This window comes from Lonepinella sp. BR2474 (genome assembly GCF_051851555.1).
In the GTDB taxonomy this organism is placed as follows: Bacteria; Pseudomonadota; Gammaproteobacteria; order Enterobacterales; family Pasteurellaceae; genus Lonepinella.
The window spans coordinates 418,899-436,409 of record NZ_JBPDVH010000002.1 but is presented as its reverse complement, the minus strand read 5'-3'; the positions used below and the strand labels follow the sequence as shown (position 1 = coordinate 436,409).

General features: G+C 40.7%; 12 protein-coding genes and 1 pseudogene. 8 read left to right on the top strand and 5 right to left on the bottom strand.

Translation table 11 applies throughout. The features are described 5' to 3' along the window. Positions 1-119: 119 nt before the first annotated feature. The 3 genes from ACTG7Q_RS04975 to ACTG7Q_RS04965 are packed head-to-tail and all read right to left on the bottom strand — an operon-like array spanning position 120 to position 3,718. Positions 120-1,370 carry a NupC/NupG family nucleoside CNT transporter gene (locus ACTG7Q_RS04975; RefSeq protein ID WP_439241483.1) on the bottom strand — a complete coding sequence of 417 codons (1,251 nt, stop codon included), beginning with the start codon at positions 1,368-1,370 and terminating at the stop codon, positions 120-122. A 19-nt stretch (positions 1,371-1,389) separates the two neighbouring features. Next, positions 1,390-2,175 carry a radical SAM protein gene (locus ACTG7Q_RS04970; RefSeq protein ID WP_439241530.1) on the bottom strand — a complete coding sequence of 262 codons (786 nt, stop codon included), beginning with the start codon at positions 2,173-2,175 and terminating at the stop codon, positions 1,390-1,392. A gap of 4 nt (positions 2,176-2,179) precedes the next feature. Beyond that, a complete protein-coding gene (locus ACTG7Q_RS04965; RefSeq protein WP_439241481.1) occupies positions 2,180-3,718 on the bottom strand; it encodes a YjjI family glycine radical enzyme in 1,539 nt (512 codons plus the stop codon). Positions 3,719-3,994: 276 nt separating this feature from the next. Here ACTG7Q_RS04965 and dcuC point away from each other — a divergent pair, with 276 nt between their 5' ends. After that, positions 3,995-5,287, top strand: a complete 1,293-nt coding sequence (gene dcuC / locus ACTG7Q_RS04960; RefSeq protein WP_439241479.1) for a C4-dicarboxylate transporter DcuC — start codon at positions 3,995-3,997, stop codon at positions 5,285-5,287. Positions 5,288-5,369: 82 nt separating this feature from the next. After that, complete coding sequence (locus ACTG7Q_RS04955) at positions 5,370-6,632, top strand: M20 family metallo-hydrolase (RefSeq protein WP_439241477.1); 1,263 nt, start codon at positions 5,370-5,372, stop codon at positions 6,630-6,632. Positions 6,633-6,683: 51 nt separating this feature from the next. On the opposite strand, the gene mnmC is transcribed toward ACTG7Q_RS04955, so the two are convergent. Next, positions 6,684-8,693, bottom strand: coding sequence for a bifunctional tRNA (5-methylaminomethyl-2-thiouridine)(34)-methyltransferase MnmD/FAD-dependent 5-carboxymethylaminomethyl-2-thiouridine(34) oxidoreductase MnmC (gene mnmC, locus ACTG7Q_RS04950; RefSeq protein ID WP_439241475.1), 2,010 nt, complete (start codon positions 8,691-8,693; stop codon positions 6,684-6,686). 151 nt (positions 8,694-8,844) lie between these two features. On the opposite strand from mnmC, the gene fabB reads away from it, so the two are divergent. The 6 genes from fabB (at position 8,845) to ACTG7Q_RS04920 (ending at position 15,679) form a co-directional block, all read left to right on the top strand. After that, positions 8,845-10,059: a beta-ketoacyl-ACP synthase I gene (gene fabB / locus ACTG7Q_RS04945; protein ID WP_439241473.1), complete on the top strand. Its 1,215-nt coding sequence runs from the start codon at positions 8,845-8,847 to the stop codon at positions 10,057-10,059. 297 nt (positions 10,060-10,356) lie between these two features. Then, positions 10,357-11,025 carry a hypothetical protein gene (locus ACTG7Q_RS04940; RefSeq protein WP_439241471.1) on the top strand — a complete coding sequence of 223 codons (669 nt, stop codon included), beginning with the start codon at positions 10,357-10,359 and terminating at the stop codon, positions 11,023-11,025. Between the two features lie 11 nt (positions 11,026-11,036). Beyond that, positions 11,037-11,633, top strand: coding sequence for a hypothetical protein (locus ACTG7Q_RS04935; RefSeq protein ID WP_439241470.1), 597 nt, complete (start codon positions 11,037-11,039; stop codon positions 11,631-11,633). A gap of 215 nt (positions 11,634-11,848) precedes the next feature. Further along, on the top strand, positions 11,849-13,270 hold the full coding sequence (locus tag ACTG7Q_RS04930; protein ID WP_439241468.1) for an MBOAT family O-acyltransferase: 1,422 nt from the start codon (positions 11,849-11,851) through the stop codon (positions 13,268-13,270). 10 nt (positions 13,271-13,280) lie between these two features. Beyond that, on the top strand, positions 13,281-14,564 hold the full coding sequence (locus ACTG7Q_RS04925) for an SGNH/GDSL hydrolase family protein (protein WP_439241466.1): 1,284 nt from the start codon (positions 13,281-13,283) through the stop codon (positions 14,562-14,564). A 35-nt stretch (positions 14,565-14,599) separates the two neighbouring features. Further along, positions 14,600-15,679: an alpha/beta hydrolase family protein gene (locus tag ACTG7Q_RS04920; protein ID WP_439241464.1), complete on the top strand. Its 1,080-nt coding sequence runs from the start codon at positions 14,600-14,602 to the stop codon at positions 15,677-15,679. A gap of 79 nt (positions 15,680-15,758) precedes the next feature. Here ACTG7Q_RS04920 and ACTG7Q_RS04915 read toward each other — a convergent pair. Next, positions 15,759-16,835, bottom strand: a pseudogene (locus ACTG7Q_RS04915) (IS256 family transposase). Positions 16,836-17,511: the final 676 nt, after the last annotated feature.

The following is a 17,511-nucleotide window of genomic DNA, read 5'->3' as shown; positions in this document are numbered from 1 at the left end:
TATTCATTTATGATAATGATGGAGGGGATTATTGATAATACAAAAGGTGAACCCCAAGCCAGTAGCTAGAAAGGATTCACTTTTGTTATCATTGTATAGAGATTAGACGTGGAATTTATTTAACTCAATGCCACACCACTCAATCCAATAAATAACCCCGCAATCGTGGCGCTCATTAAATTCGCCAAGGTGCCTGCAATCACGGATTTTAAGCCAAGACGGGCAATATCCGAACGGCGATTAGGTGCCATACTGCCGATACCGCCAATCAGAATTGCAATGGCCCCAAAGTTAGAGAAACCGCATAATGCAAAAGTGATAATGGCTTTGGTTTTATCACTGAGTTGCACCACCGCATCCGGTTGCAGATATTTAGCAAATTCAAAATAGCCCACAAATTCGTTGACGGCTAATTTCATGCCGATCATTTGCCCCGCAATGTCGGAATCGGCCCAAGGCACGCCGATTAGATATGCCAAAGGTTTAAATAAATAACCAAATAAAATTTGTAAGGTCAGCTCCTCCATGCCAAACCAACCGCCGATCCAACCAATCAAGCCATTTAATAAAGCGATTACGGCAATAAAGGCGATTAACATTGCACCGACATTCAGCGCAAGCATTAAACCTGAGCTTGCACCATTGGCGAGCGCCTCAACTACATTATGGGGTTGTTCTTTATCTTCCACGTTATCCAATGAATCGTTAAATTTTTCGGTTTGTGGATACATTAATTTGGCGAATACCAAACCTGCGGGGGCAGCCATAAAGGAACCGGCAATCAAGTAGGTTAATGGCACGCCCATACCGGCATAACCCGCCAATACGGAGCCTGCAATGGAGGCGGTACCGCCCACCATAATGGCAAATAATTCGGATTCGGTCATTCTGCTGACATAAGGGCGAACGACCAATGGTGCCTCGGTTTGTCCCACAAAAATATTGGCCGCTGCTGACATGGATTCCGCTTTTGAGGTACCGAGTGCTTTTTGTAAGCCACCGCCTAAAATGCGGATTACCCACTGCATAATGCCGATATAATAGAGTACGGAAATTAAGGCAGAAAAGAAAATAATCACGGGCAACACTTTCACCGCAAAGATAAAGCCAATGCTTTTAGGATCGGCAAGGTTACCGAATACAAAGGCGATCCCCTCGTTGCCGTAATCAATCACTTTTGATACGGCATTGGCCGTGCCGATTAAGGCGTCACGTCCAGCAGGCACATAAAGAATTAAGGCGGCAAAACCAATCTGAATGGCCAATGCGCCTAGCACAGTGCGGTAATTAATGGCGCGTTTGTTATTAGAAAGCAGAATCCCAATGGCTAACAACACCACAATGCCGATAATACTCATGAATATTTCCATATTTTAATCCCTTTTTAAATTAATAAATCGTTGTTATTTTTTGAATGCCACATTGTTTAGCAAAAGCCGCTAATTCGTCCGTTTGTTCAATGGTGGGAACAAACGGCGTTAAACCTTGTTCATCCCTTGTCCCTTTGGTATGTACCCGAATAATTTTTAACAGTACGTCGGGATAAGGTTCTAGTAATTTAGCTACTTTTTCAATCAGTTGGTGCGCATCAAAAAATGTTGTTACAAAAACTAACCGCACTTCTTCCACTTTGCCAAGGGGCAATAATTTGGCTAAATTTTGCAAATTTCGGGCGAGATTTTCGGGCTTAATATGGGCAATGGTCGGAATAATCTGTTCGGGCACTTTGCCTTGTTGATTTTTACGATCAAAACACAACGTTTGCAATCCCTCGCCATCACCTTTTAAGTCAAATAGAAATTTGTCCGTTACCTCAATCAGCGGTTCAATTACCTCATAGTCAAAAAAACCGCTGCTGTCCAAATAACAAGTTAAACCTTGCTTTCTTAATGCCTGAAATAAGGGCACCAATTTTTTATGATGAATCGTTGGTTCGCCACCCGACACCGTCACCCCCCGAATAAATGGCACCGCCGACATGGCTTGCTCATACAAATATTGTAGGCTGACTTGCTTGGCCTCGTCAGTATAACGGGGAATAGTTTCGGGATTGTGGCAATATAAACAATTCAGCTTGCATCCTTGCAAAAAAATACTGGTGCGATTACCTTGCCCCTCCACATTGGAAAAGGGAATAATGCGGTGTAATGGCACCTGTATTGTCGAAAGATCCATCTCATCAAGCATTTACATCATCTTCATCACGCAACTGACGATCAAAGACGTTGGCACAATCATCCGTGCCTGAACCGTACCAAGTGGTATCTCGCAACACGGCCTCGCCTTTGCGATAACGTTCGACTTCGCTTTTCTTGACTAAATAACCTGTTACCCGAATAAGATCGGTGTTTTTCAAATAGGTCGTGATGTAGCGATAACCGCTAGCAAAGGAGCCATCAATAATATCCACCACCGCATCCAAATGATCCGTATAGGTTTGGTCAAAGGCAAACAGATCGCCCGTACCAGAGGGGAAATATTTATGGAATGGGGCAGATTGTTTTAAATGGGCTAATAACGTTGGTTCTTCGCCCACCCGAATACGGTGTGCCGGCGTGTTGGTTTTATCTTCGGCGTGATTACTCGCACCCACTTGCGCATGCAACAAGTATTGATTATTGGTGCGTTCCACATACAAGCCTTTGTGTGCATCATTGACTTCTTTGAGTTTGTCCATTATTAAGGTAGCAATTTCATCACCACGCTGACTTTGTCCAAAGGTTTCGTTTAAGCCCTCTTTTTTGAGCAAGTGATTAGTGGCATCCGCAAGCCCAACAATGGCAATCATACTGGTGAAATTGGTGCGTTTAATAAAGCCCTCTTTGACCAAGAAATCGGTTTCAAAGAAATTGCTTTGTTCCACCAAGAATTTATGCCGTTTGTCCATGGTGGAAAGGGCAAGTTTAGCCACTTTCGGCAATAATTCACTGACCATTTCATCTACGCTTTGACAAGCACGCCCAATGGTACCTAAACGCAAACGGGTTAATGTATAAGCACCACCACATTCTGGCAAGGCATTATAACAACTGGCGATACCATATTCTTCACCAAGATCGGCAATATAATAAGCGTCATTGGCAAAGGACGGTTTAGACACTAACAAACAGGCTTTAGCGGCCAATTCGGCAAATTCCCGAGACGTTTTGTTTTTATCATAACGAATACTCATATTCGGTGTTGGATTTTCAAGCTCAATCACCGCTTGCAAAATCAACCGCCCCGCTTTGGTGTCGTAAGGACCTACATTAGCGTGGCAGAACGAGTCAGGAATGGTTTTATCAATATGATTTAAGAACCGTTTAATTTTAATATAATCTTGTTTTTCATCCGTAATAAACGGATCCAACAACACATCAAGACGACCGATATAAACAGGATAAGTGGTAATAGAGGGAACGTGAGAATAGAGAATTAATAAGCCGTCAAGGGCTTCATCTAAGTTGGTCGGTGGTGGTAAATCAAGGAATTTACAGCCTTTTTGAATATAAACGTTATAATCAGGCAAAATATAACGTGGGCGATAAATGGCATACCCCTCATTCAAATCACAAATCATTTGATTTTCAATATATTGCCATTCTTCTTCGGTGTAACCCAATAATTCAGTCGGATTAAATAAACGCTCTGCAATATTGCCTAAACACATCAATTTTTGATGGTAGGTGAGAGCATTCGATTTTACCGTGTCCAAAATATCTTGTAAGGTCGCTTGCATAATGAAATCCCCTTAATAACAATAAAAATCGTAGGGTATTTTAGCATAGGGAAAAAAGATTATGCAAAATATATTCGATCAGGCGGAGAGGAACTTCGTTAAGTCATCTGTTTAAATTTTAAGGGAATAGTTCATTGCCACGGCTGATAGTTGCAATCTGTAATTATTTTTTGCGAGTGCGATCAAAAAATTAAAATTGATCCTTTCCATTTACGAAATTACATTACATAATAGCGCTGATTTATCCGATGAGTAAATATTTTTTAAGGAATAATTATGGCTCAATTCAATTCTATTATCGCAATTTTAGGTATTATTGCTACTATCTACTTTTTAATCAAAAAATATGAAACCCGCACCGTGTTAATTGGCGTGGGGTTGATTATGGCAATTTTAACGTTCAAACCAATGGAGGCGTTGGATGCCTTTGCTAAATCCATGACTTCGGGCGGTTTGATTATGGCGATCTGTTCTAGTATGGGTTTTGCTTATGTGATGAAATTTACTAAATGCGATAGTCATTTAGTGCATTTACTCACCAAACCTTTAAGCGGTTTAAAATTCTTTTTAATTCCGATTGCGACAATTATTACGTTCTTTATTAATATCGCCATTCCCTCTGCAGCGGGCTGTGCGGCGGCAGTAGGCGCAACCTTAATTCCCGTGTTAAAAAGTGCGGGTGTACGTCCCGCCACCGCAGGGGCGGCAATTTTAGCAGGGACATTTGGTTCCATGATGAGTCCAGGGTCTTCTCACTCTGCTATGATTGCAGAAATGTCGGGCTTAACCATTACAGAAGTCAACCTTTCTCATGCACCCTATACTTTTATCACAGGTGCGATTGGTGCATTGGTATTGACGATTTTAGCACTAGTATTTAAAGATTACGGACAACAACATCGTGATGCTTATCTCCAAGAAAATCAAGAAACAGAATCGCATTTTGAGAAAGTGAATCTATTGTATGCCCTTGCGCCGTTAGTTCCTCTAGTCATTTTGGTGATTGGTGGGACTTCACTGCAACAGGTTTCAGGTTTAGAGTGGACCAAAATGGGTGTGCCACAAGCCATGTTAATTGGGGCCATTTATGCTTTAGTGGTTACACGGATTTCACCGATTAAAATCACCGAAGAATTTTTCAATGGGATGGGTAATTCCTATGCCAATGTGTTAGGTATTATTATTGCGGCTAGCGTATTTGTTGCGGGTTTAAAAGCCACAGGTGCAGTGGATTCTGCTATTGACTTTTTAAAACATTCTAACGAATTTGTGCGTTGGGGGTCTACTATCGGTCCATTCTTAATGGGTGTAGTCACAGGGTCAGGTGATGCGGCAGCGATTGCCTTTAATACAGCCGTGACACCGCATGCCGTAGAATTAGGCTATACCCATGTGAATTTAGGTATGGCGGCGGCTATTGCTGGAGCCATTGGTCGTACTGCGTCACCTATTGCAGGCGTGACCATTGTTTGTGCAGGATTGGCTATGGTTAGCCCTGTGGAAATGGTGAAACGTACTGCACCAGGTATGATTGTTGCAACCTTGTTCTTGGCGTTGTTTATGTTATAAAACTTATGCAAAAAACACCGCACTTTGATTAATTTTTCCAAAACTGCGGTGTGTTTTTTCAGACTTTTTAAGGAATATCATTATGGCAAATTTAAATCAATTAACCCAATGGCGACGTGAATTTCATCGTTTTCCCGAAACAGGTTGGAGTGAATTTTGGACAACGAGCCGTATTGCGGATTATTTAGAGGAAATGGGGGCAGAACTTTTATTTGGTAAACAAATTATCAACCCTGATTTTGTGCGGGGTCGTAATCAAAAAGTGGTAGAAAAAGGTATTCAAAACGCCCTTGCCTATGGTGCAAAACAAAAATGGCTAGATAAAATGGACGGCTACACGGGTTGTGTGGCGATTTTTGATTCAGGCAAAGCGGGGAAAACCGTAGCGTTACGTTTTGATATTGATTGTGTCAACGTGGGGGAAACCAAAGCGGAAAATCATATTCCAAATCAACTCGGATTTGCCTCTATCAATGATGGCTTTATGCACGCTTGCGGACATGATGGACACATTACTATTGGCTTAGGCACAGCATTATGGTTATCACAAAACAAAGATAAATACACGGGCAAAGTCAAAATTGTGTTCCAACCTGCGGAAGAAGGCGTGCGAGGTGCGGCTGCCATTGCTGCCAGTGGGGCCATTGATGATGCCGATTATTTTGCTAGCTCACATATTAGTTTCTGTGCCTTTAGTGGGACAGTAATTCCTGATTTAAAAAATTTCCTCTCTACCACCAAAATTGATATTCGCTATCGTGGCAAACCCGCTCACGCAGGTGCAGCACCGCATTTAGGAAAAAATGCCTTGTTAGCGGCAGCTCATGCGGTGACACAATTACACGGCATTGCTCGCCATGGGGGCGGTATGACCCGTATCAACGTTGGCGTGTTAAACGCAGGCGAGGGACGGAATGTTGTGCCAAGCAAAGCGGAAATTCAGCTTGAAGTGCGGGGAGAAAATAAAGAGATTAACCAATATATGGTGGATCAAGTGATGCAAATCGCCAAGGGTATCGCTATCAGTTTTGATGTGGAATATGAAACGGAAATCATGGGCGAAGCGGTGGATATGCTCAATGACAAAGAACTGGTGGATTTAGTCAGTGAAATCGCTTTACAACAACCGCAAGTGAATGAAATCGTAGATTATGCTTTTAACGCCAGCGAAGATGCCACAATTTTAGGTAGACGGGTGCAAGATCAGGGTGGTAAAGCCATTTATTTTATCTTGGGTGCAGATCGTACTGCGGGTCATCATGAGGCCGAGTTTGATTTTGATGAAAATCAATTAGAAACTGGCGTGAATATGTATACAGCACTGGTGGAGCGGTTGCTGAAATAACACATTTTATCTTGAAGAAAGACATCGTGGCGAGGTGATCGCCACGATTTTTCACACCACACCCCCTTTCAACAACTTCCTTAACCAACTTCGATTTCCCACCAAATTATGCAAAATATCTTCACTTAACGGCAAAGGTTCGCCGTAAATTAATGAACCCAATAGTTCGCCGAGTAAAGGGGCGGAGGTTAATCCTCGAGATCCTAATGCACCAATGAGGTACAAATTTGGGTAGTTAGCTGCTTGTGGAATGGGTTGTCTGCGGCGGCGTAGGTTGTAGATATTTTTGTAATCAATACGTTGTTGCTCAAAATTGGGTACGTTACCAACTAACGGCATGCGATCTCGTATGGCACAACGAACGCCCACTCTTGCAATATTACTTGAAGTATTCACTTCTTTTGTCCAATCTTCACCAATGTTTTGTTGAATTTTTTGTTGGTTTTGTTGCTGTTCTTCTCGGCTAAAATGGCGAGTGGCATTATCCCTAACGTGGCTTGCACCGATACAGTGGCTCATTTTCGATTGATCCACTGGCGTTAAATAGCCGTCATAACAAAGTACGGTGTTGAGTTTCAGTAAATTCTCGCTAGTCGGAATTTGGCTCACTTGTCCACGTACAGGGTAAGTTGGCAAGGGTTGGGTTTGCTCAAATTGACTGAGTTGATGACCGTTGGCAAGGATCACAATTTGATGTGGAAACTGTTCACTCTGTTGATTGGTTAACAGCCAACTATCTTCTTGTCGCTGAAGTGCGGTGATTTTTTGCGATGTTTTTAGGGTTAAGCCTAATGCTTGCAAATAAGCAAAGGTGTTTTGCACAAATTGGCGAGGATTGAGCCACGCACCTTGTGGAATAAAACCTCCGCCACAGGGTAGTGGCAAGCCGACAATATCCGATAATTGTTGTTGGTTAAGCGGTTGATAAAGACTGTTGTGCCATTGATATTGCGAAATTTTATCTAATTTCACCGCACTTTTTTGATCATAACCACACAATGCCACCCCACAAAATTGGTGTTCAAATTCAATGCCTTGTTTGATTGCCCATCTGAGTTGCTGTTGACCATAAGCAAAGGCATGAATATAGAAACGAATATTGCGAATATCATCATCACTTAATTGCGGATAAAATGCCCCTTGTTTGTTGCCTGAGGCGTTTAAGGCAGGTTGTTCATCTTCACAATAAAGCGTGACTTTTGCTCCACGTTGCAACAGGGCAAGTGCGGTAAAAAGTGAGGCAATGCCACCGCCGATAATCGCAATTTCCGCTTGTTGTTCAAATTGGGCGGTTTGCCAGTGATACCAAGGAAAAGCAAAGTGCGGTGTATTTTTGGTGAGTTTTTGACCATGCAAACATTCTCGTTTTTTGCCAAATCCTTTGCGTTTTTCTACCGCAAAACCGGCATTTTCTAAGCCTTTTCGCACCGCACTTGCAGCGGTGAATGTGGCAAATGTGCCGTTGTGTTTGGTGTAACGATATAGTTGATCGTAAAGTTGATTATTCCACATATCTGGATTCTTGCTCGGTGCAAAGCCATCTAAAAACCAAGCGTCAATGCGGTTTTGCATATAATCACCGAGTTGCGGAAGTTGTTCGTTAATGTCGCCAAACCAGAGATCTAAGGTCGTTTCGTCAAAATGAAAACGTTGGCAACCTGTGATCGGTTCAAGCCATTTCTCTTGTAAAGATTGCGTGAGATGGGCAAATTGAGCGTAGGCTTGATGAGCCTGTTTTAAGGATTCAATGGGAATCGGGTATTTTTCAAAGGAAATAAAAAACAGTCGTTTTAACGGAGATTGCGGATTTTCGGCTCTAAATTGGCGAAAAAGTGCGGTGGTAATAAAGAAATTTAACCCTGTACCAAAGCCTGTTTCAGCGATCACAAAATGGGCTTGTTTATATTTAAGCCAACGTTGCCAAAGTTGATTGCCTTGCACAAAGACGTAATCACTTTCTGCCATGCCGTCTTGATTACAAAAATACACATCATCAAATTGTTGAGAAACTGGCGTATTCTCTTGATTAAAATGAATTTCTGCGGATTTCACTTGTAGCATGGTTTTATTCCTTTTTTGCAATCTGTTATTTTGTTATAATAGCCAAAATTTTGGCACTGGTCGAACAAATCAATTTTAACTTGAAATTTTTTGATTTCGTAGTAAGTTAGCCAGAAATTTGAAAAATTTCACGTACAAAGGAAAATAAGTAATGAGAAGAGCAGTTATCACTGGATTCGGTATCGTTTCAAGTATTGGTAATAACAAAGAAGAAGTATTAGCGTCATTAAAAGCCGGTAAATCAGGGATTGAATTTGTGCCTGAATTTGCAGAGGTGGGCATGCGTAGCCAAGTGGCGGGGACGATTAAGTTAAATCCAGCGGAATTAATTGACCGTAAAGTTTATCGTTTTATGGGAGATGCGGCGGCTTATGCTTATCTTTCCATGAAAGAGGCGATTGAAGATTCAGGCTTGAGCGAAGATCAAGTGTCGAATGATCGTACGGGGTTAGTGATTGGTGCAGGAACCGGCTCGGCACATAGCCAGTTAGTGGCCTGTGATGCGGTGCGTAATGGCAGCGTGAAAAAAGTGGGGCCTTATGCCGTGACGAAAACCATGGCGTCCAGTGTTTCTGCTTGTTTAGCGACGCCTTATAAAATTCGTGGCGTAAACTATTCCATTAGTTCAGCTTGTGCGACCTCTGCTCACTGTATCGGTCATGCCTTAGAATTGATTCAATTAGGCAAACAAGATGTGGTCTTTGCCGGTGGTGCGGAAGAACTTTCTTGGGAATGTGCTACCGAATTTGACGCCATGGGAGCAGTTTCAACCAAATATAACGACACGCCAACCAAAGCCTCTCGTGCTTATGATGCCAACCGTGATGGTTTTGTGATTGCCGGTGGTGGTGCTGTTGTGGTGGTAGAAGAATTAGAACATGCGTTAGCTCGTGGTGCAAAAATTTATGCAGAAATCGTGGGTTATGGGGCGACTTCTGATGGCTATGATATGGTGGCGCCAAGCGGTGAGGGGGCAGAACGTTGTATGAAACAAGCCCTTGCTACGGTGGACAGCCCAGTGGATTATATTAACGTACATGGTACCTCAACACCCGTTGGTGATGTGAAAGAGTTGGGGGCGATTGCGAATGTTTTTGCGGGTCAAAAACCAGCCATTTCATCCACAAAATCCATGACTGGCCACTCATTAGGGGCGGCGGGCGCACATGAGGCGATTTACACCTTATTAATGTTACATAATGATTTTATTGCACCAAGCATTAATATTGAAACCCTTGATGAAAAAGCAGCGGGCTTAAATATTGTGACAGAAACCAAAGAAAATGCGGGATTACAAACCGTGATGTCAAATAGCTTTGGTTTTGGTGGGACGAATGCGACGTTGGTGTTTAAGCGTTATAAATAAAATCCCTGTTTGAATGAAGATAGTTGCTGATGGTGAACATAAGCAACTATTTTTTATCGGCGTGCAGTCTCCCGCACCGGTGTAATAACAAAATGAGTAGGGGCGTATTGCATACGCCCTAGAACCTGATGTTCCCATAATTTGAGAAGAAAAGAGATCGAGCATGGGCGTATGCAATACGCTCCTACATTAGATTGAAAAATAGTCAATTTTAGCAAGGATTATAATCCTTTTAGTTGTTATTGACATAACAACTAAAACACCTCTGCATATAAAAATAATCCATTGGAGTTTCGTATGAAAAAAATTGCTTTATTGATGTCCCTCCCTATTTTATTATCTTCTTGCGCTCAACTTAGTTTTGCCCAGAATACAGTCCTGCCAGATTATGAAACCTTTGAAAAATTTGCCAGTACAAATAATGGTGCTGAATTTAAACGTTATTTTGATCAAAAATACCCTAGTTCTGATGGGTATAATTTTAAATCTGATGTAAGTGTGGCCAAAAAAGCCTTTCCTGTTTATGATCTTGATGATTTTGAGTATCCTAGTTATTTCAAAGGTAAGGTGTATTTGGTGGGAGATAAGTTTAATGATTTAAAAAAAGAAACTACATTAGAATTTGAATTTCATTCATATTTAGATTTTACTCGATATAACTTTTATAAAGTATTTGGATTAGATTCAAATGATATTGGTATTGAAAAAATAAATAGATGTAAAAGAGGTCCTGGTTTTTGGGGAGAAGATGAACAATATAAATTAACACTAAAATCTGGAAAAGTGTTATATTTATTTTATTCTGGAGGTTATAATCCTGGTCCTAGAGAGTATACAAACTTAGTTATTTATAAAAATAAACAGAGTTGTAAGGCATTCGGGGATTCTCAAGGTAAACTTGATAAAAATGCACTTCAAGACTTTGAACGCACTGGCCCAATGAAAAATAAAATGTACGAAGAATAGGAATTTTATCTATGAAAAAACTGATATTATTACTGCTACTATTAACTGGCTGTGTACCATTACAGGCAGAAAATTCAACCTTAAGCAGCAAGAAAATACCTAATTATGTCGCCTATGAAACCTTTGCAAAGGCGAATAGTGCTGATTTTAGACATTATTTTGAGCAACAATATGCACCAATACAAAGCAAAACGAAAGGCAATTTTGCTTGGACGGCACTTTCCTATGATGATTTACAAGGAAATAAAATGGCTGCGCCAGTGCTGATTGTGGGGTTTAATAAAGCCTATAATTTTGTCACTCAAAAACAATTTTATAATTTGCTGCATCTGAATAAAAATGAGGCTAAGGTTGATATATCAGGTAACTATTGTGATGGTGGTGCAAGTAAAGCTACACCTTATAGACTGACGTTGAAAACAGGTGATGTATTACATGTGATGACTTATGTTTATTACTATATAGGGGAACCTGGTGACCCGTCAGATGTATCTACACAAGAAACATGGTTTATATTCTCTAAGCAACAGCTCACTTGTGATTTTTTTAACATACAGGGTGTAAACAAGCATACGACAAAAGAACTACAACGTTTTGAGAAAAATTAGTTGGTTTGAACTTTCATCATAAAATACCTGTTTTTGGTTATTATCTCAGAAACAGGTATTTACACAAATTTTGTTATAAGCATTAAATAATAATGCCCTATCTTGCTTGAATTTTTCCGCCTTTTTTGGTATAAAGTCAAGGTTTTATGCGTGCTTTCAGCATTTCAGTGGAAATCCGAAAGTGTATCGTTAATCTGATTTTGAACCTCTTACACATGTTATTTCCCACAGTTGAATATGCTCTCTTTTTTGTTTTTGCCTTTGCCGTATCATGGGGATTATGGCGCAATAATACTGCCAGAAAAGTCTTTTTATTAGTCGCCAGTTATGTTTTTTATGGCGTGTGGGAATGGTATTATGTGTTGCTGTTATTTGCGATTTCGCTGTTTAGCTACTTTATTGCGGCTCGCATTCAATATCATCCGAACCGTAGCGTGCAAAAACGTTGGTTAATTTTCGGGGTGAGCGTTTGTTTAGCTGTCTTAGCCTATTATAAATACATTGGCTTTTTTGTGTTAAACATCATCAATGTGGCGAATATTTTTGGCCAAGATTTGACCATTAATATTGCGTCGCCCATTTTACCATTAGGCATTTCTTTCTTTGTCTTTCATGCCATTTCGTTATTTGGTGATACTTATCAACAGAAAGTGGCGGTGCAGATTAAGCCTCTGGATGTGTTACTTTATATCGCTTTTTTCCCTCAACTTATTGCGGGCCCTATTTTGCGAGCCTCCGCCTTTTTACCTCAATTACAGCAATCGCCTAAGCCGCAAGATATTCGTGCCACATTGGCATGGATGTTAATTCTGTCCGGTCTGATCAAAAAGGTGATTATTTCCAATTATTTATCGAGTATGTTGGTGGATCAAGTGTTTGAATCACCGCAATCCTATAATGGCATGGATATTTTATTGGCTATCTATGGGTATGCTGTACAAATTTATTGTGACTTTTCTGGTTATACCAATATGGCGATTGGCTGCGCATTTTTGCTAGGCTACAAATTTCCGAAAAACTTTGATTCCCCTTATTATGCCACGAATCCACAGGATTTTTGGCGCCGTTGGCATATTTCCTTGTCCACTTGGTTAAGAGATTATCTCTATATTCCATTAGGCGGTTCTCGAGCATCGGTGAGCCGTACCCACGTGAATTTATTTATTACAATGGTGTTAGGTGGCTTATGGCATGGCGCCAGTTGGAATTTTGTCATTTGGGGTTGCTTGCACGGAATCTACCTCATTATTCACCGCACTTGGGCGATGAATACGCATGCCACTTTGACGACATTGCGACAGACGACAGCGTGGCGCTGGCTATCTCGCTTTTTGTTGTTCCATGCGGTCTGTTTGGCTTGGATCTTCTTTCGTGCGGCCGATTTGGATACGGCTTGGCAGATGATTCAAGGTCTTCACAATATTGACATGTCAATATTGGTTACCCCTGCGATTATCGGCTTAATCTTGGTGGGATTATTTGCCCAATATCGCCCGAAACGTTGGGATCGCACTTTAGAACTTGAGGTGAGTCATTGGCATCCCGTGATGATTGGTATCGCCATTGCTGTGGTGATTTATTTGATTGAATTATATGGTCCAACAGGTGTGGCACCTTTTATTTATTTCCAATTTTAAGGAGAAACACATGGAGAAGATCACACAAGAGCAAGTCAAAACAGTGAATCCTTTGTTACTATTCTCCGTGAAAAAAATCACGGTCAGTATTGTGGCGGCATTGATGATGCTGATTCTTCTTGAGGCCCAAGGGTTAGTCGTGTGGTCAGAACGGTTGGATAATCCCCGTGTGAAATCCTTTTTCTTGCCGATAACACAGCAACTTTATACGTTGGTGCAGCCACTTAAAATCGCTACGTATCGCAAACCGATTGCAGACAATATTCATCAAGACGGCGTGGCCACAACACCTTTGATACAACTGCTCACGCATGATGAGATGAATGACACGACACCACGCAGTTCAGAACAGCCGATGGTGGCACAAGAAATAAATGTACCTGTTGAATCAGTAGATTTGCCAATCGCAGCGTCTGAATTAGCAACAAATGAGCATACTGATTTACAGACCCACTCCGAATCAGCCACAATATTGATTCATGAAAGCGAAGCAGAGGAAAGTACGGTTCAAGAACAGATAGCATCAGACATCAATAACGTGGATGCGACAATGTCTACGTCGACGATGACTGCAACAACCTCAACAGCAGCCCCAACAACAGTGGCACTATTGAACGATAAATTGTTACTGAATTTACCGCCGTTACCCACTCATACGGTGTTTTCTCCAATGATTACAGCATTACCGAAACAAGCGTTAAAGGTCGCTTTGGTAGGGGATTCCATGATGGCCGTGGGATTGGCGGCGCAGATTCAGCATTATGATCGCCAACACAATATGCGCTTTATTCGGGCTTATAAATCGGGAACAGGGTTATCACGCCCTGATGTGTTTAATTGGCTACAAGAATACCCGAAAATGATCAAAGGGCAATCCCTTGATTTAGCCATTGTTGCTATCGGTGCTAATGATGCACAGCCTTATTATGTACGTGGTAAAGTGATTCATTTTGGTAGTGCGGAATGGTTAAAAATCTATGCGCAACGGGTCAATGATTTTGCGCAGTTGGTGAGTCAACCTAACTTGCCAGTGATTTGGCTTGGGCTACCGGCAATGAAAAGTGCCGCTTTTAATAAAAAAGTAGAAACCATCAATCGATTAACCTATCATGTGCTGTCGGTCTATCCGAATATCACTTGGTTAAATACGAATACCTTGCTTTCTACGGATGGCACTTTCCAAGAATATGGCAAAAATGCGGCGGGAAAAACGGTTCGATTACGCACGGAAGACGGTATTCATTTTACTTACGATGCTGGGAAATTATTGGTTCCTGCCATTTTCCAGTGGTAATACCACAATTTACGTATTCTTAAAGAGAAAATATCATGTTAAAAAAAAATCTATTATGGTTACTATTGAGCAGTAGTCTGATTGGCTGTTCAACTCAGCCACCTATGGTGAATCAACAGGTTGCGTCTCAAGCTATCAATATTCATCAATTAGACAGTTTTTCACCGCAAGGTTACAAAAGCCGTGAAATCTATCCCAATGTGATCGTACATGCGCTAGGTGAGGGGGAAAATCGGGTGTATATCTTTTTACCTGATACGCCAAAAAACAATCAGCTTTTCCCTGTGGTATTTTTACATCATGGTTGGCTAGGTATGAATCCGCTAAATTTTGGAGCGTTAACGGATCATTTAGCGCGTACAGGGCATATTGTGATTTACCCAGTATATCAATTTTCGGAAGTCACCAATCCGCAACATATTACACAAAATGCGGTTAAAGCCGATCGCAATGCTTTAACCTTTATTCAGCAACAGGGTTACCAATTAGATCAAAATCGAACGCTATATATTGGTTTTTCTATGGGGGCAGCGATCACGCTCAATATTTTGGCTGAACCTCAGCATTATGGTTTACCTACTCCAAAAGGGGCAGTGTTAATGGCACCGGGTGATGCCTACCATGTGAAACATGGTGAACAGGGTAAGAGTGTTTTTCCGAACTTGAAACATATCCCGAAAAATTTACCCGTTGCCATTATGTCTGGCAGTGCGGATACCCAAATCGGGGTGCCGACAGCCAGATTAATTGCCAAAGGATTATGCCATTTACCGAACAATAAACGGGTATTGTTAATGCTGCCAAATGACAGCCATGCAGGACGAAATGTCAAATCTGGTCATGGATCACCTGGGGCGCCAGATAGTCGCTATAATTTTGCGTTAACCGATCATGCGTTCCCTAAAACCATTGTAGGACGCCCACAATTTGAGGCCTCTGGATCGTTAAATAACTTGGATTTTTATGGCTATTGGCGTGTGATTATGACGCTAGATAACACACTGAATCAAGCGTCACCAGTATTAGTGGGCGTGGGGGAGAAACAGGTTAGCTTAGGTTATTGGCCAGATGGTACCGCATTTGCCCCGATGGTAAGCGAAAATTATTGCCAATAAGTATTTCCTTTCTATTTTCTCTCGTATAAGAGCGGGAATAGGGAGCCTATCCCACATTTTGTGTAAACACCAATTTCACTTAAAGGTGCTCCTTTAAACGATCACCAAATTCTAGCACAAAATGGTTCAATGCTGCTCGCCAATTTCGGATTGGCATTGACCATTTTTTAGATGCATTTTTAATCGCAAGCCAAATGATTTTAATCACGGATTCGTCAGTCGGAAAGACATTTCGTTTTTTAATCACTCGTCGAATCACGCTATTTAACGATTCTATCGCATTTGTCGTGTAAATTGCCTTACGAATATCGTCAGGATAGCTGAAAATCGTGACTAAATTTGCCCAATGATTCTGCCAGCTTTTGGCGATTAAGGGGTATTTTGCTTGCCATTTTTGCTCAAAATTAGCCAGTGCCTGTAGGGCTGCCGTTCCGTAGGTGATTGATAAATCAGATTTAAATCCGCTGTGACGGCTTTGTAATCTTTCCAAGTGACATATTTCAAATTATTACGAACCATATGCACGATACAAAGCTGAATTTTCGTTTCAGGAAAAACAGTATTAATCGCATCAGGAAAGCCTTTTAAACCGTCAATGCAAGCAATCAGAATATCCTGTACGCCACGATTTTTAAGCTCGGTTAGCACGTTTAACCAAAATTTTTCCCCTTCATTTTCAGCAATCCAGAGTCCTAATAGTTCTTTGTGTCCATCCAGATTCACGCCCAAAAGCGACAAAAACCGCTTTATTGATAATTCGACCATCTTGGCGAACTTTCACTACGATAAAATCCAAATAAACAATGGCATACACCGTGTTAAGGGGGCCATTTTGCCATTCAATAATGCGTTCTTTGACTGAATCTGTTACCCGAGAAATTCAGCTAGGTGAAACATCAGCATCATAAAATTCCTTAAACGAATCAACAATCTCTTGATTACTTAACCCTTTGGCATATAAGGCAATAATTTGCTCATCCATACCCATGATGTGCGTCTGATTTTTATCATAACCGAGATGTGAGGTCAACTCGGTATTGAGAGCCGCTTCAACGGTGATTTTTTTCAGCATTCGAGAAAGCTGATTGAGATCTTCTGGCGTTTTGAGGTTTTTAGCTAATTAATTAGCCAATAATTTAATTTGTTGTTCATTCATAATGAAAATACCTGTTTTTGGTTATTATCTCAGAAACAGGTATTTACACAAATTTTATTATAGGCTCTTACATATCGCTATAATGTTTGGATTTTTGTCAAATATAGACTGGAGTATATTATATAGATGTTATTTAGGATTAATATGCTTATTGTTAAGTTTTTCTTTGTGTTTAGTTTTTAATTCATATAAATTATAATTAACAGAAAAATTTTTTCTCGGCTGATAAATCTTCTTTTAGCGGAAGAGTACTGTTAAGCATTTATCGGAAATACCACCACTCTTCATTTTTACAAACTTATAACTACTGCATATCAATAAACACAATATAACTATCTCTTTATATATTTCAAAGTGAATTTCTTCATCTAAATATATTATTATACTTGTTAGAACCATAAGTATTACAAATACCCCAGTCGTTATTTTGCATAATTTTTTAGTTTACTGTTGATTTTACGGAACAAGTTTTATTTTGAACGTTAGAAATGTTGTGAGATGACGTGGACTTATTCATTTTTTACCCCTTTGATTAACAGATTGCGTTTCATACTAGCATTGTTTTTTTTGCACAATATCAGATTCTTTATTTGACTATGTTTCAACCAAAAGAAGAACGGGATTGAATGTGCTATCCAGCACGAAAGGAATGCCGTAATTTGCTGAAAAATCGGGA

Coding starts and splice junctions, on each gene's coding strand:
- ACTG7Q_RS04975 (WP_439241483.1), bottom strand. CDS start 1,370: ATGGAAATATTCATGAGTATTATCGGCATTGTGGTGTTGTTAGCCATT.
- ACTG7Q_RS04970 (WP_439241530.1), bottom strand. CDS start 2,175: ATGGATCTTTCGACAATACAGGTGCCATTACACCGCATTATTCCCTTT.
- ACTG7Q_RS04965 (WP_439241481.1), bottom strand. CDS start 3,718: ATGCAAGCGACCTTACAAGATATTTTGGACACGGTAAAATCGAATGCT.
- dcuC (WP_439241479.1), top strand. CDS start 3,995: ATGGCTCAATTCAATTCTATTATCGCAATTTTAGGTATTATTGCTACT.
- ACTG7Q_RS04955 (WP_439241477.1), top strand. CDS start 5,370: ATGGCAAATTTAAATCAATTAACCCAATGGCGACGTGAATTTCATCGT.
- mnmC (WP_439241475.1), bottom strand. CDS start 8,693: ATGCTACAAGTGAAATCCGCAGAAATTCATTTTAATCAAGAGAATACG.
- fabB (WP_439241473.1), top strand. CDS start 8,845: ATGAGAAGAGCAGTTATCACTGGATTCGGTATCGTTTCAAGTATTGGT.
- ACTG7Q_RS04940 (WP_439241471.1), top strand. CDS start 10,357: ATGAAAAAAATTGCTTTATTGATGTCCCTCCCTATTTTATTATCTTCT.
- ACTG7Q_RS04935 (WP_439241470.1), top strand. CDS start 11,037: ATGAAAAAACTGATATTATTACTGCTACTATTAACTGGCTGTGTACCA.
- ACTG7Q_RS04930 (WP_439241468.1), top strand. CDS start 11,849: ATGTTATTTCCCACAGTTGAATATGCTCTCTTTTTTGTTTTTGCCTTT.
- ACTG7Q_RS04925 (WP_439241466.1), top strand. CDS start 13,281: ATGGAGAAGATCACACAAGAGCAAGTCAAAACAGTGAATCCTTTGTTA.
- ACTG7Q_RS04920 (WP_439241464.1), top strand. CDS start 14,600: ATGTTAAAAAAAAATCTATTATGGTTACTATTGAGCAGTAGTCTGATT.